The sequence below is a fragment of the Microbacterium sp. LWH3-1.2 genome, assembly GCF_040675855.1.
Taxonomy (GTDB): Bacteria; Actinomycetota; Actinomycetes; order Actinomycetales; family Microbacteriaceae; genus Microbacterium.
The window spans coordinates 3,443,966-3,465,689 of the sequence record NZ_JBEGIK010000001.1 but is presented as its reverse complement, the minus strand read 5'-3'; the positions used below and the strand labels follow the sequence as shown (position 1 = coordinate 3,465,689).

Sequence of the window (21,724 nt, the reverse complement as noted above, 5' to 3'; positions counted from 1 at the left end):
TCTATCCGCCCTAAAGCCAAGCCTTGCAAGTTGTATCGAAATGCGCGCTCCTCGAGGTGGCACCCCATTGATCTTGAACATCGCCTGCCCCGCCTCACGATTGCATTTGCTAGATCACTATGCAAACATAACAGACATGACAGAAGCCGCGAATGTTTCTCTGCTAATCCAGGCCGTCCGTGCTGCACTCGACCTGACGCAGGCCGAGCTGGCTGAGCGTCTCGGCGTCTCGTTCGCCACGGTAAACAGGTGGGAAGGCGGGGCCAACAGCCCGCAAAGGGCGCAACTGGCAAAGATCACTGTGCTGGCCGAAGAGGCCGGCGTCGACGTCAGCGATGCCCCCATCATCGGCGACGCAGTGGTGGCCCGTCGTCGCGGCCGGCAGGCTAAGTCGGCGACACCGACCACGAAGCCGATGGAGCAGATGCTCTGGGACGCGGCCTGCTCGATTCGCGGCGAGAAGGACGCGCCGAAATTCAAGGACTATTTGCTCCCGTTGTTGTTCCTGAAGCGCTTATCCGACGTCTTCGATGATGAGATCAACCGCCTCGCTGAGGAGTACGGCGACCGCGACGTCGCCATCGAGATCGCGGACAATGACCACAGTCTCCTCCGCTTCTACCTCCCGCCCGAGTCTCGGTGGGGAGTAGTTAGTGGCCGGGCAAAGTACGACTGGCCGGACGACGAGCGCGGCCGCTCGACCCGCCCCCGCGACGTTGGCGAGCACCTGACCAAAGCGGTGCGTGCTGTCGTCCGTTACAACCCCACACTGGCCGGGGTGATCGACGTCGTCGACTTCGCGGCCGAGCGCAACGGCGAGCGAGACATCAATCCCGCCAAGCTCAACGGTGTCGTCGAGACCTTCTCGGATCCGCGCTACCGGCTCGGACTCGCTGATGTGCAACCCGACTTCCTCGGTCGTTCCTACGAGTACCTCCTCCGCAAGTTCGCCGAAGGTTCCGGCCAGAGCGCCGGTGAGTTCTTCACCCCCACCGAGGTGGGCTTCCTGATGGCCCGGATCCTCCGCCCCAGGCCGGGGCAAACCTGCCACGACTACGCGTGCGGATCGGCTGGACTTCTCATCAAGCTCCAGCTCATCGCTCAGGAGCTCGATCCGACCGCGAAGGTGCCTCTGAAGCTCTACGGGCAGGAACTTCAGGCCGAGAGTTACGCGGTCGCGCGGATGAACGCGATCATCCATGACATGGACGTCGACCTCCGTCGGGGCGACACCATGATCAATCCCAAGTTCCGTACGCCTGCGGGTTCCCTCGACCAATTTGACCTCGTTGTGGCCAATCCGATGTGGAACCAGTCCTTTGGGGCCAGCATCTTCGAGGACGACCCATACGACCGCTTCGTCAAGAACGGCGGCGCGACTTCGGGTAAGGGCGACTGGGCCTGGCTCCAGCACACGTTGTCGGTTCTCAAGGACGGAGGCCGTGCTGCCGTGGTTCTCGACACCGGGGCTGTGACTCGCGGCTCTGGCTCGAAAAATGAGGATAAGGAACGAAACATCCGAAAGTGGTTCGTCGACCAGGATTTGATTGAGGGCGTCATCCTTATGCCAGACAACCTGTTCTACAACACCACCGCCGCGGGCGTGATCGTGGTGCTGAACAAGCGCAAGCCCGAGTCCAAGAAGGGCACGATCACGCTCGTCAATGCCAGCAGGCGCTTCAAGAAGGGCAAGCCCAAGAACCACCTCGCCGACGAGGACGTCACTGATCTTGCGATGCTCTTCAACTCGGGCCGGCCCGTTGAGGGCGAGGTTGCGGTCATCCACACCGCGCAGGCGGCTGACGCGGACTATAGCCTCAGCCCGAGCCGATGGGTCACCAGTGCGGACGCCGCCAACCATCGAGACATCAGCGAACTCGTGGCCGACCTGCAAGCACTTTCTGCGGATGCCGCGAAGAATGACGACGCGCTCTTCGCACTCCTGAAAGGAATCCAGTGAGCGTTGCGATCAAGACCGTGCGGCTGGGTGACCCTGAGGTGTCTGAGGTCTTTCTCGGCCAGTCGCCTCCTTCGGCTACCTACAACGAGCATCGCGAGGGCCTTCCGTTCTATCAGGGAAAGGCCGACTTCGGACTCGTGCATCCAACCCCGCGAGTCTGGTGCAGACAGGGCAGTAAGTTCGCGAAGCCTAACGACGTTCTGATATCGGTTCGCGCCCCGGTTGGTGACGTGAACATGGCAACGGAGGACGCCGTCATTGGGCGTGGTGTGTCAGCGATCCGCGCCGCCGAGGGGGTTGATCCGTGGTACCTGTACTTCGCGCTCGGGTTCATGAAGCCAGCGCTTGAGGCGCAGGCGACGGGATCTACGTTTGCAAGCGTGAACGGTGCCACCCTGCGCGACCTTCAGATCCCGCTCGTACCGTTCGAAGACCAAACTGCGATCAGCCGGACTCTGAGGTTGCTGTTGACGCAACTCCAAGGGGAGGAGAGGGCGCTCGAGTCGGCCGCTGAGACCAAGGCGGCGGCGATGCAGCGATTGTTCTCCCAGGGGCTGAGGGATGAGCCGCAGAAGGAGACCGAGATCGGCCAAATCCCGGAGGGTTGGGAGTTAGCCACTATCGACAAGCACTTCTCGGTCACCTCTGGCGGGACACCATCGCGGGGTAACGACTCGTACTGGGTCGGTGGCACGATCCCCTGGGTCAAGACGACTGAGGTGAATTACTCCGTTATCACCGAGACGGCCGAACACATCACGCAGGCTGGGCTCGACGGATCTGCCGCGAAGATGCTCGGTACGGGCACGTTGCTGATGGCCATGTACGGGCAAGGCGTAACGCGCGGGAAGGTCGGGATTCTGGGTATCGAGGCATCATGCAACCAGGCCTGTGCGGCGATGACGCCGACGGATGACGATGTCCTGCCGCGGTACCTCTACCACTTTCTGACGTCGAGGTATGAAGCAATCCGCTTGCTAGCGCACGGTGGACAACAGCAGAACCTGAACCTCGACATCGTGCGCAAGATCGACGTGCCGGTGCCGTCCACTACCGATGAGCAGCAGGAGATCGTCGACGTACTTGACGCCCTCGACCGCAAGATCGACCTGCATCGACGCAAGCGCGACGTAATCGGCCAGCTCTTCAAGTCGCTACTCCACAAGCTAATGACGGGCGAGGTATCTGTGGACGACCTCGACGTGAGTGCACTGTCGACGCTCGAAGGGAGCACTGCGTGACCCAGATCAAGATATCCGAGGCCAAGTCGGTGCAGTTTCCGATGGTGAAGCACGCCTCGGCTGTCGGATGGGAGCAACTCACTCCCGAGGAAGCTGAGGGCATGCGGCGCGGCCGCGCGAACATGCTTTTCCCCGAGGTGCTGGAGGACAAGCTCCGACAGTTCAACTCGTGGCTGACCGAGGATCAGGCTCGAGCGATTGTCGAGAGCATTGAGGCGCTACCGGCAACGATTGAGGGCAACCGCGAGGTGCTTCGATGGCTGCGCGGAGAGCGACAGTGGCGCGACGAGAACGAGCAGCGACAGCGACCGGTGCAGATCGTCGACTACGCCTTCCCGGATCAGAACGCGCTGCAGGTCACCTGGGAGTGGAAGATCGAGCCGCCCGCGCGCGCCAAGGGCAACCGCGCCGATGTCATGTTCGTCGTCAACGGCATCCCGGTGACCATCGTCGAGCACAAGAACCCGAAAGATCGCGATGCTCTGACGAAGGCGGTTACCCAGCTTCGGCGCTACGAGAAGGAGACGCCCGAGCTCCTCACGCAGGTGCAGCTGCACAACGAGACGCACCTGATCGACTACTGGTACGGCGTCACGTGGAACGTCAATCGCCGGATGCTCTTCAAGTGGAAGCACACTAGCGACGAGTCCTACCGTGACGCGGTGCAGGCGTTCTTCGAGCCACGCGACTTCCTGCGCACCGTTCACGAGTGGGTGCTCTTCTACGTCGAGGACGGCGAGACCCGGAAGTCTGTCCTCCGCGAGCACCAGCGCGGGGCTGTCGACGCCGTCGTTGAACGCTGCGCCGACTCGACGAAGAACCGTGGGCTGATCTGGCACACCCAGGGCTCGGGCAAGACGTTTACGTTGCTTACCGCGGCCCAGTCGATCCTGAGCCAAAAGGACCGCTTCAAGAACGCGACCATCATCCTTGTGGTCGACCGCACTGAGCTCGAGGGCCAGCTCAAGGAGTGGGTCGACAGGCTCCTTGGCGAGATGCAGGCCAATGACATTCCGGTCCGGCGGGCCAACAGTCGAGACGACCTGCAGGACATCCTCGACTCAGACTTCCGCGGGCTCGTGGTGTCGATGATTCACAAGTTCGAGACGATCCGGAAGGACAGCTCAGACCGGGACAACATCTTCGTGTTCATCGACGAAGCTCATCGCTCCGTCGCTGCTGACCTCGGCTCCTACTTGATGGCCGCCGTGCCGAACTCCACCATCATCGGCTTCACCGGAACTCCGGTCGGGGGCACGCACGGCGGCGGGTCGGGATCGTTCCAGATCTTCGGCGCCCAGGACGAGAAGGGCTATCTGCACAAGTACTCGATCATCGAGTCCATCGACGACGAGACGACGTTGCCGATCAAGTACCTGCTTGCTCCGTCGACAATGTCCATGGAGCCCGAGGACCTCGACGAGCAGTTCTACGCCCTCGCGAATGACGAGGACATCACTGACGTCGAGGAGCTCAACAAGGTACTCCAGCGGGCCGTTGGCCTGCGTACCTTCCTTGGTGCAGACAGCCGCGTCAAACAGGTGGCCGAGTTTGTCGCCAACCACTTTATGGAGAACGTCGACCCATTGAGCTACAAGGCGTTCCTCGTTGCCGTCGACCGGGAAACGTGCGCCAAGTACAAGCGCGCGCTCGACGAACTGCTGCCGACCGAATGGTCCGAGGTCGTCTACAGCAAGAACGCCAACGACGTCGTCGAGCGGCCGGATGTCCACGATCTCCAGCTCTCGGATGACCGGGAGAAGGAGGTGCGCCGCCAATTCAAGAAGGCTGACCAGCAGCCAAAGATCCTGATTGTCACCGACAAGCTGCTGACCGGATACGACGCTCCGGTGCTGTACGCGATGTACCTGGACAAGCCGATGCGCGACCACGTGCTGCTCCAGGCGCTCGCGCGCGTGAACCGCCCCTACGTCGACAGCGAGGGAGTACAGAAGAAGGTCGGCCTGGTGGTGGACTTCGTCGGCATCCTGAAAGAGCTACATAAGGCGTTGCGCTTCGACTCGTCCGACGTCGAGGGCGCGCTGGAAGACCTTGATGTGCTGCTGGCCGATCTGCTCGTCAAGATCGACGCGGCCTCGACCGAATACCTCCAGGTTGAGAGCGGTCAGGGTGCCGACGAGCAGTTGGAGAGCCTCGTCTACGGCAAGTTCCTCACCCAGGAAGCGCGCAAGGAATTCTTCGACGCCTACCGCGACATCGAGTCGCTATGGGAGATCCTCTCGCCGTCAGCAGAGCTGCGCGACCACATCGCGACATACAAGCGGCTCTCCGTACTGTACGCCGCCGTGCGAAACGCATACTCCGACGCCGGCGGCTTCACTGCCGACCTGGAGTACAAGACCAAGCGGTTGATCGAGGAGAGCGCGACCCAGGACGGTCTCGGCCGCTTCACCAAAGTTGCCACCTTCGACGTCCAGACACTGGAAGCCATAGGCAAGGACGACGGACCGCCGGAGGAAAAGGTCTACAACCTACTGCGCGGTCTGCGGCAGGAGATGGAGGACACCCCCGCCGCTGCGGTCGTGCTCCAAAGCATCAAGGAGAAGGCGGACCGCGTCATCGAGAACCTCGAGGAGCGCAAGGTCAACGGGCTCGCCGCCCTGGACGAGCTCAAGGCGATTGCCGAGGAGAAGGATCGGCTACGTGAGTTTGCGAAGCAGGCTGGGCTTACCGATCGAGCCTTGGGCGTCTACTCGGTCCTGAGTGCAGAACACGCATTGAGTGGACTCAAGGTCGATCTTCAGCACGTCGCGTTGACCATCGAGATCGCGGTCAACCAGTTCCCGCACTGGAAGCAGAACCCGGACGAGCGCCGCCGCCTCCGTAGTGGCCTCTACAAGCCCCTGCTGGACAACAACGTTCCTGCGAAGGCCTGCAATGAGATCATCGAGAACGTCATGAACGTGCTGGAGAAGGTCTGATGAGGCGGCCCAAGATTGTCCTGACCGCCGACCAGGTGCTCACTCGCAAAGCTATGGCCTGGGCAACGAAGATCCGCGTGAACCCCACCCAAGTCGTGATCACTGACCTAGAGACCAAGTGGGGCTCGTGCGCGCCGGACGGTGTCATCACCCTGGCGGGAGACCTCGTCGACATGCCGGACAACTTCCAGGACTATGTCGTTGTCCATGAGCTCCTTCACCTGCGCTACCGCTCCCACGGCAAGGCGTTCGCCGCGATGATGACCGCGCTTGTCCCCACCTGGCGAGAGCTTGAGGCGTCGAGCACGGTCAGTGAGAGGCGGCCGTGATCTCAGCTCTCCGTTGGTGGCCAAGCTGAGTCGATTGGTCCGATCAAGGTAGCCAAATGCCGCAGCGAGAGGGTCGAGGTCATCGACGAGGCACTCAAGGAAGGTTGGGCATACCGTGGACCGGAGGATCCGGTGCCGCGTGCTCGACATCACCGCGGCGCGACTGCATCAAGAAATGGCGACTTCGAGATTCGTTCCCGCAACTCGCGCGGCGATTCAACCTACGTCGCGCCGTCGTCGCAGTGACGGCACGGTGCTACCGCAGTTTCGCCATCGCTCCGACAGTCAGCCGCCGCAGCGATCTGGCGCGGCGCAGTGCTCGTCGTCGAACGGCTGCTAAGCGACGCGCGCCAGCGCGGAGTCTGCAAGGAGAGAGCGGCGAGAACGGAGCCGCGAACGATCGCTACACTCTCGGCGTCGGAGGGAGGCGCCCTTCGCCACAACGCCAGTTAGCGACGTCTTCCGCCATCTATCCACATCTGTCATCAGCCGCGTTGACGGCATCCCGCCAGTGTCCGACACTGGCCCGATACTGACCGTCGAGCCGGAGTGAGCGGAGGTCGAGATGGGCAGCATCACCCCATACGAATCGGCGAAGGGCCGACGCTACCGCGTGCGCTATCGCAAGCCCGATCGTACCGAGGCGGAGAAGCGCGGCTTCACGACGATGCGCGAGGCGAAGCTTTACCTGTCCATGGTCACGGTGTCGAAGTCGAAGGGTGAGTACATCGACCCGTCCTCGTCACGGGTTCCTGTCCGGATGTTCGCCGACAGCTGGCTGCGATCCAAGCAGCCGCCGATGTCGAAGCCCTCGTACTACATGACGCTCGAGCGGGCGTGGAAGAACCATGTCGCGCCTGTGTGGGCCGACAGGGAGATCTCCTCGATCCGTCGCTCCGAAGTCCAGGATTGGGTGTCCGACCTCGCGACGCAGAAGTCGCGCACGGTCGTTCTTCGCGCACTGGGAGTTCTCGCCGGCATCCTCGACGTCGCGATCGACGATCGACGCCTCGCGAGCAATCCGGCCCGACACGTGCGCAACCTTCCTCGGCACGGGCCGGGCAAGCGTCGCGTCTACCTCTCGCACGACCAGGTGGCGACGCTGGCGGCATGCTCGGCGTACCCGACGCTCGTGCTGACGCTGGCGTACACCGGCCTCCGCTGGGGTGAGGCGACAGGGCTGCGTGTGCGCAGCGTGAATCGCCTGCGTCGCCGCTTCGTCATCGAAGAGAACGCGGTGATGATCGCCTACGAGATCCACGTCGGCACGCCCAAGACGCATGAGAAGCGCTCGGTGCCTTACCCCGAGCGTCTCGCCCCGATGATCGAGCAGGCGTGCGCCGGCAAGGGGCCCGAGGGACTGCTCTTCGGCGACGGGGTCAATCACATGCGCAACTCAGGCAGCAAGGGATGGTTCGCGAACGCGGTGCGGCGGGCGCAGGAGTTCGATCCATCGATCCCGCGGCTCACTCCGCACGACCTCCGTCACACCGCCGCGTCACTCGCGATCAGCTCGGGCGCGAACGTGAAGGCAGTGCAGCGGATGCTCGGCCACGCGTCGGCGGCGATGACGCTGGACACGTACGCGGACCTCTTCGACGATGATCTGGATGCCGTCGCGACGCGACTCAACGACGCGATGCCGCTCGTCGCCCTGCCGTCGGGTCCGCAGACGCGGTATGCCCGGCCGCAGTAGTCCAGAGAACGGATTGCTGAATGCTCCGCGAAGCACCGGACCCCCGAGGGCTAGGCCTCCTTACGACTCGGCTGCTGCTTTCGACGTGGATGGAGTCGAGCTCGGCCGTGAATCCGCGGTACGTCCGCGGAATGGGAAACGACGCCGCGCTTCATTCTTGGTAGGCCCCTTCGGCGAGAGGATGACGGATGGATGTCTGCGGTACCTGCGCTCGGTGCGTGGACGCATTCACGAGTTCGGTGAGCCGATCGCTCATTGCCTGCTGTGTACGAGCTTCGCGCCGAGCGTGGCCACACCGTGCTCGAGTGCCCGGGCATTCCCCTCGAGCGGCAGGGCGTGGACGTGGACATCGATACCCGCCGAGGGGATCTGGAGAACGCGGGCGACAACATCGCCCGACACGTAGATGAGGTGCGCGGTGGGGACGTCGAGCGCGAGCGCGTATGCGACAGCCTGATACACATCCCCATTGGGCATCGCGCCGTTCCCGCTGCCGAGCACCTTGTACTTGGTGTCTGCAACCGTCACTGGAGCGCCGTCACGCGAGATAACGATGTCTGGCCGAAGTGCCACCGATCTGTCGACATCGAACCACCGGCCTCGATCTTGCGCCGTCACGTCGAGCCCGATCTCCGCAAGATTCGCGCGAAGGCGATTGGCTATGTATCCCTCGAACACCATCGCCATGTCGACGAGAAACGTGCCTCCAACCGTGGCCCCATCCCGATGGGTCCATGACACGGCCTCCAGAATCACGCGTGCCAGGCGAAGGGGCACGGTGTAGTGCTGGTTCAGCCGATTGGGGCGGACATCGGGGAGTGGCCTTCCGCGGGGCAACGACTCCACATCTGCGAAAAGGATCTGCACCGCGGTGAAGGCAGAGCCGAGCACGTCCGCTATTCCATCAAGCCGGGCGAGCACGCGCAGCGCCGTCAGCAGGATCCGGTTCTCATCGATGTCCTCCGTGAAATCGTCGAACTCGATCTCGACGGGGAGCGGGATGCCGGGTCGCTTCGCGAGCTGGCGCGAGATGTCCCACCGACCGCGCACGACCGCGGCGGACTCCTGCACGCTCCGGTAGCCCTTGAGCAACCCCCGTCGCGTCGCCTGCTCGACCGCGATAAGAAGCGCACGTGCAATAGCCGTCGGGATCGAGTTGTCGCTGCCGTGCCCCACGTCATCGGCACCAAGGCGCAGCTGAACTCCTCCCAGCGAGGCCATTAAGACGATGTTCTCGAGCGGCGTTTTCGGCACCACGTGGAGCTCACAGCCGCTCGCAACCGCCACTCCGACCTTCAGGACGTCAGTTATCCGCCAGCGCCCTGCGGTCGAAGTTGGGGTGACACGACAGAATCCAAGATCCTGCAGCTCCATCGCCTGCGCGAGCGTCAGGTCGACGAAGCTCTCACCCTTCTCCCTGATGTAGACGCGCTCGGGCATGGCGAGATCAGGACGCCTCGGAGGTGGTCGATCCGCCCGATTCGACCGTGTCCGCCGTCGACGCTGTCGGCTGAAGTGCCGAGAGCAGCGAGGAGAGTGAGAAGCGCGATGCGACGTTGACGTCCGTGCCCAGATGACGCTCTTCGAGAAGCGGGAGAAGGTTCTCGGTCCAGATCGCGTCGAGATCCTGCACGGAGAGATCGTCCGAGCGAAGCAGGTAGCTCGGGCCGATTCGGTCCTCCCGATCCCGGATGCGCGAGTTCAGTTCACTGAACAGCGCGGGCAGCGGGTAGGTCTGCGGATGCTCTCGCACCCAGCGATCAAGGATCCCCTCCACCGGTGGCACCTCGGGGTGAAGTTCGAAGAACGAAAAGCGCCTCCGCATCGCCGAGTCGAGCAGAGCGATAGAGCGGTCGGCAGTATTCATCGTCCCGATGATCAGCACGTTAGGGGGCAACTCGAAGGTGTCGCCGCCGTCGGTCCCGGACCCGGCGTAGAGGAGATCGATGGCGTCACCCCGGTATTCGAGGAGGTAGTAAAGCTCGCCGAAGACTTTGGACAGGTTCGCCCGATTGATCTCGTCGATGAGGAGGACGTGTGCGACATCCGGATCCCTGCGTGCATCCTCGGCGATGCGGCTCAGCGGGCCCCTGGCGAGTTCGAAAACGAGTTGTCCGTTTTTCTCGCGCGGACGGTAGCCCGCGAAGAAGTCCTCGTAGGTGTAGGAAGGGTGGAACTGGATGCGACGCTGCGCCTCCTGGCGACCGTCGGTGATCGCCTGCGTCAGCGCCTTCGCGACGAACGTCTTGCCGGTTCCCGGGGGGCCGTAGAGGATCACCTGGCCGCGCCGATGCAAAGCATCGAGCACGCGTGTGATCCAACCGGCGTCCAGGTTGAGCTCGTCGCTCAGTAAGGCGACATCGATGTCCATTGGCCGGAACCCTCGCGAATCGGCGACGGCCTCATCCTCATCGGCCTCCACGGGGCCGACAGGGAGATCGATCGGCGGCTCGGGATGAGCATCCGGGTGCCATCGATCGCGCAGCGGGCTTTTGTAGAAGCTGACAGGCTTGCCAGTCTTCGCTTGCAGCGCAAGCACGATCCGCCGCAGGTCGTCGTCCGCGTCGTCGCCAAACTGTCCACCGATCTCGCCAATGAACGCTTCGCGGATGCGATGCCGGTGGTCCTCGGACACGATGGGCCCAAAGAATCCCGGATGCACGAGATACATGAGCGAGTATCGCTGAGTCGGGAAGGAATCGCCGTCGACGGACAGTACGAACGAGCGCCATGCTCGTGGGTCGTGGAGCACCCGCTCTTGCTCGTCAGCGTTGAGATCCACCCACGCTTTGGCGAGATTGACGATGATCGTGACCGCGTGATTGATGCGCGACATCATCCCGGTTCCGGGATTGAAGGCGCCACCTCCAAACGCTTCGTCGAACAGGGTCGGGATTGAGACTCCATGCTTCATCAGCTGAAGAACCGCCTCGACCTTCTCCGTCTTCTTGGCGTGACCCATGACGGTAGAGATGGGCAGAATCTGCAGCGCCACGATCTCGGCCATGAGGAGTTTGACCGCATCGGTCTCGTCTTCGAGCTGAACGGCGAGGTTCTGGACGAAGTTGGCGCCCTCCACCCGCGGCGCGCCGATCCACTTCGAGTGGAGCGCCGATACCGTGGCGGTGTCCCACACGGAAAGTCCCGGGCTGAACACCGACCCGCCGCTCTGAAGACCTTCCTCGACCCACGCCCGCGAAGCAGCAAGAATCTTCCGCTGCGCGCTATCTTCAGAGACCCACGCGGTCGCCAGAGCGTCGCCGATGCTGGCGCGCAACTCAAGTCTTGAGGCAGCCGTTCGCTGTTGCGCCTCTGCGAAGAGCTCGTCACCGCCAAACTCCTCGAGTGCCCGCATTCCCGACTCAGTGATGGCCCATCGCCCCGAACCATCGGGGTGCTTACGCAGCCAGCCCGCGTTGACGAGATCAGAACTCGCGAAACGCCAGTCCGTCTCGCCTCGACGCAGACCGCGAGTGTTGATCTCGGACTCGTATTCGGAAAGAGGTACGGAGCGTTCCGCGTCCTCCCAAATGTCGCTGATGGGGACGTACTCGCCCGGCGCCGCATTCGACGCGAGGTAATCGAGCGCTGCACGCGCCCGGGCGGCTCGACGCAACTGTGCTTCTGCCACGTGCCCTCCTGAAGCTCTACTGGCTCCGAGTCTACGAAGGGGGCCGTCACTCACACGACCGCCTCTCATGCCGGCGAGTGCATAGCTCGGAGGAGGGTTTCGACGAGCATCTCTAGTCGGAGCGTAGGGACACCTGCGCTGATCTCTTCGACGATGATCTGGATGCCGTCTGGACGCGACTGAACGACGCGATGCCGCTCGTCGCTCTGCCGCAAGGACCGCAGACCCGCTACGCCCGACCGTCTTGACGCCAGAGAGCAGATTGCTCAGTTTTTCGACGAGGCAGATTTCGCCCGAAACGTTCGATTTTGGCGCTCTCAGACGTCGCGCGCAGGCCGTTGCAGACGCTGTTTTCGGCCTGCCGAAATTTTCAGAATGCGGGCAAAAAGCGGGCAAAAACGCCATTTGTGTGGTCTGACCACAGAAGAAATACCTGGTCAGAGGCAAAAAGAGACTGTGCCCCTGGAGGGACTCGAACCCCCAACCGTTTCCTTAGGACGGAACTGCTCTTCCATTGAGCTACAGAGGCTGGCGTCGTCCAGTCTATGCGGTGAGCGTGCGGGGCCGCGGCACGGACGCGAGCTCCGCGGGGCCATCGGCGAGGAACGCCCGCGCGTCCGCAGTCCAGCACCCGAGCAGCAGTGATGCAACCCCCTTGAGCGTCCACCCCGCACCCGACAACAATGGGCCGATGTTCACGACGGAGCACCCCCCGTTCGAATTCCTCGGCGACTGGAGCGGACAGTTCGTCGCTACGGCCATCCACAACGGCCACGACATCCGCGCGGAGCTCGCGGCCGAGCTGATCCTGCCCGACCACGATCGGCTCCGCGAGGAGGACCCGCACACCGACGAGATCGGCGCACTCGTCCCGGCCCGCGTCGTGGTGCACCGGTCGCGCTTCGAGGTCGATATGAACCGCGCACGCGAGAAGGCCGTCTACCGTTCCGCGGAGGAGGCGTGGGGGCTGGAGGTGGTCCGTGACCCACCCCTCGATCCGGCCGTCGTCGCGAGCTCACTCGAGGTGTACGACACGTTCTATGCCGAGCTCGGCCGGCGGCTCGACGGGGTCGCCGAGCGCGGGCCGTTCGTGGTGTTCGACATCCACTCCTACAACCACCGCCGCGGCGGCGCGGACGCCGTCGAGGCCCCGTGGGCGGAGAATCCCGAAGTGAACGTCGGCACGGGGTCGCTCGATCGGGACCGATTCGGTTCGGTCGTGGACGCCTTCATCGAGTCGCTCGCGCGGGCCGGGACGTCAGCGGGTCCTCTCGATGTGCGTGAGAACGTCCGCTTCCGTGGGCAGCAGCTCGCGGCGTGGACTCATGCCCGCTATCCCGACCGGGGCATCGTGCTCGCGCTGGAGTTCAAGAAGACCTTCATGGACGAGTGGACAGGTGAGGCGGATCAGGCTCGCATCGACGAGCTCGCACGCGCCGTGGCGTCGACGATTCCCGTGCTCCAGGAGGCGCTCATCGAGGTGGCGACACCGTGACCACCCACCCGGCACACGCCCGCGGCTCTGGGGGACCGGAGACCGACCTCATCGAGAAGGGCGCGTTCTCCGCCACCGACCTGGCGGCCGACCACGCGATGGCATCGCTGGCGGGCACGGTGCGATTCCTCCTCGAGATGACACCGGTGAATGCCGACGACATCCGCGCGCAGTTCCTCGCCGACCCCGAGAACGACCCGGTGTTCGAATACCGGCCCCTGGATGTCGACCCCGATGTGCTCGACGCTGAGGTGGCCGCTCTGCCACTCGACGCGGTCGCCGACGCAACCCTCGCGGCGCTGCTGCGCAACCGGCAGCGTGAGATGACGCTGCGGGTGGAGATGCTGCGTGCCCGGAACACCCCTGAGTTCCTGCAGTTGTCGATCGCGCAGTACGGACCGGTGCTGCCGGCGCTTGTAGACACCGCCGACGATCTGCTCACCCGACTCCCGCACGGGAGGCTGGAGCGGGACTCCGTGGGCGCGGAGTCGTTCCTCGCGGCGGCCAAGGCCGAGATCGCCCACTACCGCTCGATCGATCCGGATGCCGAGCTTCACGCCGAGATCCGCGACGACGTCTCGGGCGTGCTGGTCGAGGGCAACACGCTCCTGATCTCGCAGAACGCGGCCGTCGCCGGCCCCCGAGTGAACGCCCTCCTGCAACATGAGGTGGGTACGCATCTGGTGACGCAGGTGAACGGACTGGCGCAGCCGATCCGCATGCTCGGTGCCGGGCTCGCTCATTACGACGAGACGCAGGAGGGACTCGCCGTGCTCGCGGAGATCGCGTGCGGCGGGTTGACCGCCTCCCGGCTGCGGCAGCTCGCGGCGCGGGTGGTGGCCGTGCACGCGCTCGTGGGCGGCGCGAGCTTCGTCGAGACCCACCGTCTGCTCACCGGTCACGGCCTGCCTGCGGGAAGCGCCTACAGCGTCGCCATGCGGGTGTACCGCGCCGGCGGCTTCACCAAGGACGCCATCTACCTCCGCGGCCTGCTCGCACTCCTGGATCACGTGGCGCGCGGTGGCGCGCTCGACCTCCTGTTCCTCGGGAAGTTCTCCCTCGAGGACCTGCCGCTGGTCCAGGACCTCGCAAAGCGGGGACTCCTCGCACCGGCTCGCCTCACCCCGCGCTACCTGTCGGAGGCAGAATCCGCCGAACGGATCCACGATGCCGCCCGCGCCGACGACCTGGTCTCGCTGGTCAATGCGTAGGCTCAGCTCGACGATCCGGCCCCAGCCCGCGAATCACGCACAGACAGCACCGGCCCAGGCCCCGCACACCCTCGAGGAGCCCAGATGAGAATCGGTTTCGTCGTCAACGACATCGCCACGGAGCAGCCCATCTACTCGACGACGCGCCTCGCGATGAGCGCGGCCGCTCACGGGCACGACGTGTGCGTCATGGGCCTTCGGGATTTCGGCTACGAACCCGACGGATCGCTCTCGGCAATCGCGGCGACCCCGACCCCTGGCAAGCGCTACCGGTCGCTCGACCGCTTCCTCGAAGACGTGCAGTCCGCGACGCGCCAGCGCACGGGGCTCGGCGAGTTCGACGTGCTCATGCTCCGCGCCGACCCCGCGGCCGAGGCCCCCGAGAGTGCATGGGCGAGCACGGCCGGGCTGGCATTCGGCCGGATGGTGGCCGAGACCGGGGTCCTCGTCGTCAACGATCCCCGCTCACTGGCGGACGCGATGTCGAAGGCGTACTTCCAGGCCTTCCCCGAGGTGGTGCGCCCGCGCACGCTGATCACGCGCGACGAGGACCGGGTCCGCGAGTTCATCGACGGGCTCGGGGGGCGTGCCGTGCTCAAGCCCCTGCAGGGCTCGGGCGGTTCGGGCGTCTTCCTCGTCGACGTGAAGCGCGAGCGGAACATCGCCCAGATCGTCGAGGCGATCGCCCGCGACGGATACGTGGTGGCTCAGGAGTACCTTCCCGCCGCCAAAGACGGCGACGTGCGGATGTTCGTCATGAACGGCCGCCCATTGGAGGTCGAGGGGGCCTACGCCGCGTTCCGCCGGCGCCCGGACCCAGCGGAAGTGCGGTCCAACATGTCCGCAGGCGGGAAGGCCGAGGCGGTGAAGGTCACCGATGAGATGCTGCACCTCGTGGACGCCGTGCGGCCCAAGCTCCTGTCCGACGGCATGTTCCTCGTCGGTCTGGACATCGCCGGCGACAAGCTGATGGAGGTCAACGTGTTCTCGCCGGGTGGCCTCGGCTCCTGCGCTGCGCTGTACGACGTGGACTTCGCCTCGGCCGTCATCGACGACCTCGAGCGCAAGACGGCGATGCGCGAGCACTACGGCAGCGAGTTCTCGAACGTCCAGCTCGCGACCGCATGACGGTGAGGAAGGCGCCAGGCGAAGGCCCCGGCATCCGATAACGGATGCCGGGGCCTGAAGTGCTGCTGTCAGCCCTGGGTTCCGAGAGCGAAGCGGACGGAGCCGTCGCTCTCGAGCTCGGCATCCAGGACGCGGTCCTCGAGCGCGATCGCAGCGGTCTCGTCGAGGAAGACGCGGGCGCCGCTTTCGATCACGACGGTGTCGTGCGGCCCGGGATCGGGCGCGACGCTCAACTCGAATCCGGACGAGCCACCCGTGTCTCGGATGCGCACACCTCCGTCTTCGGCGAGCGGCACTCGAGCGACGATCTCTTTGACGGCCTCGGCGGCGGTCTGGGTCAGCGTGAGCATGCTTTTCCTTTCCGTTTGCGGTTCCGGACCGGCCACGATTCCGAGATCGACCGGCAGATGCAACCCCTGCGCGCCGCACAGCACGCATTCGGAGGGAGTTCCCACGTTCGGTCGCCACTCGAGACGACGCTCGGGTGGCGACCGAGAAGGGAGCCTGCTCCGAGGAACCCGGGTTGTGGTGTGCTGGGGGCAAATTCTGTGATTCTTGACATCGTGTCGGGGCGCAATGCGCGGTATATCTGCGTGGTGGTCTGACATGGTTGGAGGCGTCGTCGCGAGCACCGACCAGGTCTCGCGGAAGCGCCGCAGCGCCACGCTGCGACACCCGACCCAGAGGAACGCATGACCCGCATTGGCATCGTCGCCGAAGCGCCCGGAGAGACCCGGGTGGCCGCGACCCCGACCACCGTCCCGAAACTCATCGCCCTCGGCTACGACGTCGTCGTCGAAGCCGGCGCAGGTGCCGGCTCGTCGTTCCCGGATGCCGCCTTCGCGAAGGCCGGCGCGACCCTCGTCGACGGTGCGACGGCGTGGGCGGCGCCCGTCGTGCTCAAGGTCGACGCGCCGACGCCGGCCGAGATCGACCGGCTCGCCGACGGTGCGACGATCATCGCGACGCTCAGCCCGGCGCTGCGCCCGGAGCTGGTCGAGTCGCTCGCGACACGGGGGATCACCGCGCTCGCGCTGGACGCGGTGCCGCGCATCTCGCGCGCGCAGTCGATGGACGTGCTGAGCTCGATGGCCAACATCGCCGGCTATCGTGCAGTGGTCGAGGCGGCGCACGAGTTCGGGCGCTTCTTCACCGGCCAGGTCACGGCGGCCGGGAAGGTGCCGCCGGCCAAGGTCCTGGTCGCGGGCGCGGGTGTCGCCGGCCTGGCAGCGATCGGCGCCGCATCGAGCCTCGGCGCGATCGTGCGGGCGACCGACCCGCGGTCCGAGGTCGCCGACCAGGTCGCGTCGATCGGCGGCGAATACCTCGAGGTCGTCGTGCCCGAGGAGGCGAAGCAGGTCTCGTCGGACGGGTACGCCAAGGCGACGAGCGAGGCGTACGACAGGCGTGCGGCCGAGATCTACTCGGAGCAGGCGGCCGATGTCGACATCATCATCACGACCGCGCTCATCCCGGGGCGTGCGGCGCCGCGCCTGATCACGGCGGCAGACGTGGCCTCGATGCGCCCGGGCAGCGTCATCGTCGACATGGCCGCGGGGCAGGGCGGCAACGTCGAGGGCTCGGTCGCGGGAGAGAAGGTCGTCACCGACAACGGCGTGGTGATCCTGGGGTACACGGATCTTCCCGGCCGGCTTCCTCAGCAGGCGTCGCAGCTGTTCGCGACCAATCTCGTCAACCTCCTGAAACTGCTCACGCCCGGCAAGGACGGCGAGCTCACGCTCGACTTCGACGACGTCGTGCAGCGCACGGTCACGATCGTGCAGAACGGCGCGGTCACCTGGCCCCCGCCGCCCGTGCAGGTCTCCGCGGCACCTCCGGCGACGAAGACGACGGATGCTGCGCCCCCGATGCCCCCGAAGAAGCCGATGTCGACCGCAGCCCGGACCGGCCTCATCGTCGCCGGCATCGCAGCACTCTTCGCCATCTGCGCGTTCGCGCCGCCGCCGCTGCCGCAGCACTTCCTGGTGCTGACCCTCGCGATCGTCGTCGGGTTCTACGTCATCGGCCACGTGGCGCACGCGCTGCACACGCCGCTGATGAGCGTGACCAACGCGATCTCGGGCATCATCGTGGTCGGCGCGATGGTGCAGATCACGGTCCCCGACCTCACCGTGCAGATCCTGGCCGCCGTCGCGGTGCTGCTCGCGTCCATCAACATCTTCGGCGGTTTCGCCGTCACGCGGCGCATGCTCGCGATGTTCCAGAAGGGTGAGACGCGATGATCGCGGTCGCCGGTCAGGTCGCGGGCGCCGCCTACATCGTCGCGGCGCTCCTGTTCATCCTCAGCCTCGCCGGGCTGAGCAAACACGAGACTTCCCGCCGCGGGGTGGTGTTCGGCATCGTCGGGATGACGATCGCGCTGATCGCGACGGTCGTGCTGGTCGCCGCCGGCGCGTGGGATCAGCCGTCGGGTGTGCTCGGGCTGACGCTGCTCGTCGTCGCCGTGCTCATCGGCGCCGCGATCGGGCTGTGGCGCGCGCGGATCGTCCAGATGACCGGGATGCCCGAGCTCATCGCGCTGCTGCACTCCTTCGTCGGCCTCGCCGCTGTGCTCGTCGGCTGGAACGGCGCCCTCTACGACACCGGGCTGAGCGGAGCGCTCGCCGACATCCACCACGCCGAGGTCTTCATCGGCGTCTTCATCGGCGGCGTGACGTTCACCGGGTCGATCGTCGCCTTCCTCAAACTGTCGGCGCGGATCTCGTCCAAGCCGCTCATGCTGCCCGGCAAGAACGCCCTCAACATCGGCGCGCTCGTGGCGTTCCTCGCTCTCACGGTCTGGTACGTCATCACGCCGGAACTGTGGCTGCTGGTACTGGTGACCCTCCTCGCGCTCGCGCTCGGCTGGCATCTGGTCGCCTCGATCGGCGGCGGCGACATGCCCGTCGTCGTCTCGATGCTCAACAGTTACTCCGGGTGGGCTGCGGCCGCCGCCGGCTTCCTGCTGAACAACGACCTGCTCATCGTCACCGGCGCGCTCGTCGGCTCGTCGGGTGCGTACCTCAGCTACATCATGTGCAAGGCGATGAACCGGTCGTTCCTGTCGGTGATCGCCGGCGGCTTCGGCATCGAAGCGCCCCGCAAGGACGGCGACGAGGAGCACGGCGAGCACCGCGAGATCGACGCCGAGGCCGCCGCGGATCTGCTCGCCGGCGCATCGAGCGTCGTCATCACACCCGGCTACGGGATGGCCGTCGCCCAGGCCCAGCACGGCGTCGCCGACCTCGTGCAGAAGCTGCGCGAGCGGGGCGTCGACGTGCGGTTCGGCATCCATCCCGTCGCCGGCCGCCTGCCGGGCCACATGAACGTGCTCCTCGCCGAGGCGAAGGTGCCGTACGACATCGTGCTCGAGATGGACGAGATCAACGACGACCTCTCGGGCGTCGACGTCGTCCTCGTCATCGGAGCGAACGACACCGTCAACCCCGCCGCTGCCGAGGACCCCGCAAGCCCGATCGCCGGCATGCCGGTCCTGCGCGTCTGGGAAGCCGACAACGTCATCGTCTTCAAGCGCTCGATGGCGTCCGGATACGCCGGCGTGCCCAATCCGCTCTTCTATCGCGACAACGCGCAGATGCTCTTCGGCGACGCGAAAGAGAAAGTCGACGAGATTCTCTTCCAGCTCTCACGCTCGTGAAATCCCTCGACGAATCGTCGGTGAAAGGCCGCCGAAGCGGCGCGCGTCAGTGCGCCGCTTCGTAGGCTTCCAGGACGGATGCCGGAACCCGGCCCCGTTCGGACACGTGATAGCCGTTCTGCTTCGCCCATTCGCGGACGCCGCTGTAGTCCTGCTGTCCGCTGCGGCGACGCTTGCGCCCGCCCGGGGCGTTCGACGTCGCCCGGGTGGAGGAGACGGTGCGCGCCGCATTGGTGTAGCGCTCGAGAGCACCGCGCAGGGCGGCGGCGTTCTCGTCGGTGAGGTCGATCTCGTAGGCGACGCCATCGAGCGAGAACAGAACGGTCTCGCCGTCGCCGGCTTCCAAAAGGGTTCCGTCGATGTCATCGACGAGCTGGTGAACGATTCTACGGGCCATGAGGGAACAATACGCCGAATTGTCGCCACCGCCTATTGATGAATTCCCTTTCCGTGGACGATCGCGGGGTCGGCGGCGAATTCGGGCATCGTACGGGAATTCGGCCGCGACCGTCGGGATTTCCCTGCGAAGAGGCGGGTTCGGCCGGGCCGACCGTGGCCGCAGGTCAGGGGAGGATGCCGGCGCGACGCGCGGTGACGACCGCGGCGTGGCGGGTCGAGGCGTCCAACTTCGCCATCGCCGCCTGCAGATACGACTTGACCGTGCCCTCTTTGAGGTCGAGGGACGCCGCGATCTCGGCGTTGGTCGAACCCAGCGCCGCGCATGCGAGCACATCGATCTCGCGGGGGGACAGCCGCACGTCGAGCTGGACCGGCGGCTCGGACGCGTCGTGGGAGAGCGCCGCCAGCCGTCGCTCGAGTCGGTCGAGCCGCGCGCGAAGCGCAGGGTCGTCGATGATCGCCGCGATGCTGCGCAACTCGGCGTACGTCTCGCGCAGCTCTTCCCGCGTGGTCGCGGGCATCGCGGCCGGGGCGCTGCGCGTGGGGGAGAGGGTCAGCCGCCGCTGCACCTCGTCGCGGATGCGCAGTTCGCTGGAGAGCTCCTCCGCGACGGCGAAGGCGGGGCGGGCGACGACGTCGCCCACCGGCGCTTCGGCCCATGACCCGCAGTAGATGACGCCGCGAGCGCGGCCGCCCACCATCACGGGGACGGCGAAGAGGGTCGCGATGCCCTCGCCGAGCACGGCGCGGTCGTAGTCGTGCGTGATGCTGCGCGAGGAGCCGTAGTCGAGCGCGAGCCGCGGGCGCTTCTCGACGAGCGCGCGCCCGCCGAGGCCGCGAGAGGCCTCCACGACGAGACCCTCGAGATTGCGGGTGCGGGCACCGTGGATGGACGTGACGTGGATCGCGTCGCCGAGTGCGAGTCCGCCGAAGGCGACCGGGAAGCGGGTACGGCGCACGAGGTCGGCCACCGCGTGGTCGAGCGCCTGCGCGTCGCCGAGATCGCCGCCCGCGCCGTCCACGACGATACGGACCCCCGCGCCCATGCGATCGGGGGCCGGTGCGCGATGTGGGAGGGACGCGCCCACGGCTGACCTGCTTCCGGCGTGACGGCGTCCTCGCCGCCTCTTTCGTAGCGTCGACCCTACCACTCGGGGTATCGTCCTCGGCGGCCTGCGCGTGCTCACGGGCGGGAACGCGAGGCCCGCGGGCGAGCCGCGCGGGCCTCGCGGCGTGCGGGCGGCCTACACGCCCGCAGCCTGGGGTCCCGCCTCAGTCCGCCGTCGCGGCGTCGCGCCGGGCGGCCGATGGCGCCGGCGCGACGGCAGGGCCCTGTTCGAGGTCGACCAGGAACCGCTTCACCTCGGGCCGCCCGCCGTATTCGCCGAGGGAGCCGTCGGCGCGGACGACCCGGTGAACCGGGACCACCACGGAGAACGGCGTCGTCGCGCACGCGGTGCCGACAGCGCGCGCAGCTCGGGGGATGCCGGCCGCGATCGCGACCTCGCCGTAGCTGGCGGTCTCGCCGTAGGGGATGTCGCACACGGCCTCCAGCGCGGCGCGCGTGAACCCGCGGACGAGTCGCCAGTCCAGCGGCAGGTCGAACTCCTCCCGGTCGCCGTCGAAGTACTCGTCGAGCTGCGCCACCGCGCTCTCGAAGGCCTCGGTGGTGGCGGAGGCCGCGGTGGCGGCATCCGTATCGTCGTCAGGGACCGGAAGGGCGCGCAGCTGCAGTGCGACGCGCTCGATCTTGGCGTGCAGGGGGCCGTCGAAGGGGTGGAGGGTCACGATGCCGTCGGCTGTCGTGACGATGAGGATGTCGCCGATGGGCGACGGGTGGACGCGGTAGCGGGGCGGATCCTCGGAGGTCATGCGACCATCCTGGCGCGGCCCGCGGACGCCGTGGTCGGTCGTCTCCGCGATCTGTGAAGTCTGCCGTCCTGATGGTGGCGGGGGAGGAAGGGCACTCCGAGCGCGGTCGCCGGCACCGTCCAATACCGCGAAACTCAGGTCCATTGCAAGAGCCGTGCACAC

The 21,724-nt window shown here is 65.9% G+C and carries 16 protein-coding genes and 1 tRNA gene; 10 read left to right on the top strand and 7 right to left on the bottom strand.

The window, feature by feature from the left end:
- Window positions 1-136: 136 nt before the first annotated feature.
- From MRBLWH3_RS16150 to MRBLWH3_RS16130, 5 genes are all read left to right on the top strand, one after another.
- Window positions 137-1,960, top strand: coding sequence for an N-6 DNA methylase (locus tag MRBLWH3_RS16150; RefSeq protein WP_363434047.1), 1,824 nt, complete (start codon window positions 137-139; stop codon window positions 1,958-1,960).
- Window positions 1,957-3,201 (top strand): restriction endonuclease subunit S, encoded by a 1,245-nt coding sequence (locus MRBLWH3_RS16145; protein WP_363434044.1) that lies wholly within the window; start codon window positions 1,957-1,959, stop codon window positions 3,199-3,201. The genes MRBLWH3_RS16150 and MRBLWH3_RS16145 overlap by 4 nt, the downstream gene beginning before the upstream one ends.
- The gene (locus tag MRBLWH3_RS16140) at window positions 3,198-6,143 is read left to right on the top strand and encodes a type I restriction endonuclease subunit R (protein ID WP_363434041.1); all 2,946 of its coding nucleotides are present in this window, start codon (window positions 3,198-3,200) and stop codon (window positions 6,141-6,143) included. Before MRBLWH3_RS16145 ends, MRBLWH3_RS16140 begins: the two co-directional genes overlap by 4 nt.
- Window positions 6,143-6,472, top strand: coding sequence for a M48 family metallopeptidase (locus tag MRBLWH3_RS16135; RefSeq protein WP_363434038.1), 330 nt, complete (start codon window positions 6,143-6,145; stop codon window positions 6,470-6,472). The genes MRBLWH3_RS16140 and MRBLWH3_RS16135 overlap by 1 nt, the downstream gene beginning before the upstream one ends.
- A gap of 565 nt (window positions 6,473-7,037) precedes the next feature.
- Window positions 7,038-8,168 carry a tyrosine-type recombinase/integrase gene (locus MRBLWH3_RS16130; protein ID WP_363434035.1) on the top strand — a complete coding sequence of 377 codons (1,131 nt, stop codon included), beginning with the start codon at window positions 7,038-7,040 and terminating at the stop codon, window positions 8,166-8,168.
- A 252-nt stretch (window positions 8,169-8,420) separates the two neighbouring features.
- Here the strand turns inward: MRBLWH3_RS16130 and MRBLWH3_RS16125 are convergent, their stop codons facing one another.
- The 3 genes from MRBLWH3_RS16125 to MRBLWH3_RS16115 all read right to left on the bottom strand — a co-directional run bounded on the left by MRBLWH3_RS16125 (window position 8,421) and on the right by MRBLWH3_RS16115 (window position 12,328).
- On the bottom strand, window positions 8,421-9,608 hold the full coding sequence (locus MRBLWH3_RS16125; RefSeq protein WP_363434032.1) for an McrC family protein: 1,188 nt from the start codon (window positions 9,606-9,608) through the stop codon (window positions 8,421-8,423).
- Window positions 9,609-9,615: 7 nt separating this feature from the next.
- Window positions 9,616-11,799, bottom strand: a complete 2,184-nt coding sequence (locus MRBLWH3_RS16120) for an AAA family ATPase (RefSeq protein ID WP_363434029.1) — start codon at window positions 11,797-11,799, stop codon at window positions 9,616-9,618.
- A gap of 457 nt (window positions 11,800-12,256) precedes the next feature.
- Window positions 12,257-12,328: transfer RNA gene (locus MRBLWH3_RS16115), tRNA-Arg, on the bottom strand.
- A 162-nt stretch (window positions 12,329-12,490) separates the two neighbouring features.
- Between MRBLWH3_RS16115 and MRBLWH3_RS16110 the strand changes: the two genes are divergently transcribed.
- The 3 genes from MRBLWH3_RS16110 (at window position 12,491) to MRBLWH3_RS16100 (ending at window position 15,633) form a co-directional block, all read left to right on the top strand.
- Window positions 12,491-13,294: an N-formylglutamate amidohydrolase gene (locus MRBLWH3_RS16110; protein ID WP_363434026.1), complete on the top strand. Its 804-nt coding sequence runs from the start codon at window positions 12,491-12,493 to the stop codon at window positions 13,292-13,294.
- Entirely contained in the window at window positions 13,291-14,505 is a 1,215-nt protein-coding gene (locus MRBLWH3_RS16105) for a flavohemoglobin expression-modulating QEGLA motif protein (RefSeq protein WP_363434023.1), read from the top strand. Before MRBLWH3_RS16110 ends, MRBLWH3_RS16105 begins: the two co-directional genes overlap by 4 nt.
- 84 nt (window positions 14,506-14,589) lie before the next feature.
- Window positions 14,590-15,633, top strand: coding sequence for a glutathione synthetase (locus MRBLWH3_RS16100; protein WP_363434020.1), 1,044 nt, complete (start codon window positions 14,590-14,592; stop codon window positions 15,631-15,633).
- A gap of 68 nt (window positions 15,634-15,701) precedes the next feature.
- Here MRBLWH3_RS16100 and MRBLWH3_RS16095 read toward each other — a convergent pair whose 3' ends face one another.
- The gene (locus MRBLWH3_RS16095; protein WP_341997924.1) at window positions 15,702-15,983 is read right to left on the bottom strand and encodes a Fe-S cluster assembly protein HesB; all 282 of its coding nucleotides are present in this window, start codon (window positions 15,981-15,983) and stop codon (window positions 15,702-15,704) included.
- Window positions 15,984-16,325: 342 nt separating this feature from the next.
- Here MRBLWH3_RS16095 and MRBLWH3_RS16090 point away from each other — a divergent pair, with 342 nt between their 5' ends.
- Both MRBLWH3_RS16090 and pntB read left to right on the top strand, forming a co-directional pair.
- Window positions 16,326-17,876, top strand: coding sequence for a Re/Si-specific NAD(P)(+) transhydrogenase subunit alpha (locus MRBLWH3_RS16090; RefSeq protein WP_363434017.1), 1,551 nt, complete (start codon window positions 16,326-16,328; stop codon window positions 17,874-17,876).
- Window positions 17,873-19,291 (top strand): Re/Si-specific NAD(P)(+) transhydrogenase subunit beta, encoded by a 1,419-nt coding sequence (pntB, locus tag MRBLWH3_RS16085; RefSeq protein WP_363434015.1) that lies wholly within the window; start codon window positions 17,873-17,875, stop codon window positions 19,289-19,291. The genes MRBLWH3_RS16090 and pntB overlap by 4 nt, the downstream gene beginning before the upstream one ends.
- Window positions 19,292-19,337: 46 nt before the next feature.
- Here the strand turns inward: pntB and MRBLWH3_RS16080 are convergent, their stop codons facing one another.
- The 3 genes from MRBLWH3_RS16080 to MRBLWH3_RS16070 all read right to left on the bottom strand — a co-directional run bounded on the left by MRBLWH3_RS16080 (window position 19,338) and on the right by MRBLWH3_RS16070 (window position 21,562).
- Window positions 19,338-19,688 carry a histone-like nucleoid-structuring protein Lsr2 gene (locus tag MRBLWH3_RS16080; protein ID WP_363434012.1) on the bottom strand — a complete coding sequence of 117 codons (351 nt, stop codon included), beginning with the start codon at window positions 19,686-19,688 and terminating at the stop codon, window positions 19,338-19,340.
- A gap of 166 nt (window positions 19,689-19,854) precedes the next feature.
- Window positions 19,855-20,736: a helix-turn-helix transcriptional regulator gene (locus MRBLWH3_RS16075; RefSeq protein ID WP_363434009.1), complete on the bottom strand. Its 882-nt coding sequence runs from the start codon at window positions 20,734-20,736 to the stop codon at window positions 19,855-19,857.
- 226 nt (window positions 20,737-20,962) lie between these two features.
- Complete coding sequence (locus MRBLWH3_RS16070; RefSeq protein ID WP_363434006.1) at window positions 20,963-21,562, bottom strand: methylated-DNA--[protein]-cysteine S-methyltransferase; 600 nt, start codon at window positions 21,560-21,562, stop codon at window positions 20,963-20,965.
- Between the last annotated feature and the right edge of the window lie 162 nt (window positions 21,563-21,724).

Excerpts from the sequence above, each read along its gene's own strand:
- pntB (WP_363434015.1), top strand. The coding sequence starts at position 17,873 with ATGATCGCGGTCGCCGGTCAGGTCGCGGGCGCCGCCTACATCGTCGCG.
- MRBLWH3_RS16080 (WP_363434012.1), bottom strand. The coding sequence starts at position 19,688 with ATGGCCCGTAGAATCGTTCACCAGCTCGTCGATGACATCGACGGAACC.
- MRBLWH3_RS16100 (WP_363434020.1), top strand. The coding sequence starts at position 14,590 with ATGAGAATCGGTTTCGTCGTCAACGACATCGCCACGGAGCAGCCCATC.
- MRBLWH3_RS16135 (WP_363434038.1), top strand. The coding sequence starts at position 6,143 with ATGAGGCGGCCCAAGATTGTCCTGACCGCCGACCAGGTGCTCACTCGC.
- MRBLWH3_RS16070 (WP_363434006.1), bottom strand. The coding sequence starts at position 21,562 with ATGACCTCCGAGGATCCGCCCCGCTACCGCGTCCACCCGTCGCCCATC.
- MRBLWH3_RS16110 (WP_363434026.1), top strand. The coding sequence starts at position 12,491 with ATGTTCACGACGGAGCACCCCCCGTTCGAATTCCTCGGCGACTGGAGC.
- MRBLWH3_RS16075 (WP_363434009.1), bottom strand. The coding sequence starts at position 20,736 with ATGGGCGCGGGGGTCCGTATCGTCGTGGACGGCGCGGGCGGCGATCTC.
- MRBLWH3_RS16125 (WP_363434032.1), bottom strand. The coding sequence starts at position 9,608 with ATGCCCGAGCGCGTCTACATCAGGGAGAAGGGTGAGAGCTTCGTCGAC.
- MRBLWH3_RS16090 (WP_363434017.1), top strand. The coding sequence starts at position 16,326 with ATGACCCGCATTGGCATCGTCGCCGAAGCGCCCGGAGAGACCCGGGTG.
- MRBLWH3_RS16095 (WP_341997924.1), bottom strand. The coding sequence starts at position 15,983 with ATGCTCACGCTGACCCAGACCGCCGCCGAGGCCGTCAAAGAGATCGTC.
- MRBLWH3_RS16150 (WP_363434047.1), top strand. The coding sequence starts at position 137 with ATGACAGAAGCCGCGAATGTTTCTCTGCTAATCCAGGCCGTCCGTGCT.
- MRBLWH3_RS16130 (WP_363434035.1), top strand. The coding sequence starts at position 7,038 with ATGGGCAGCATCACCCCATACGAATCGGCGAAGGGCCGACGCTACCGC.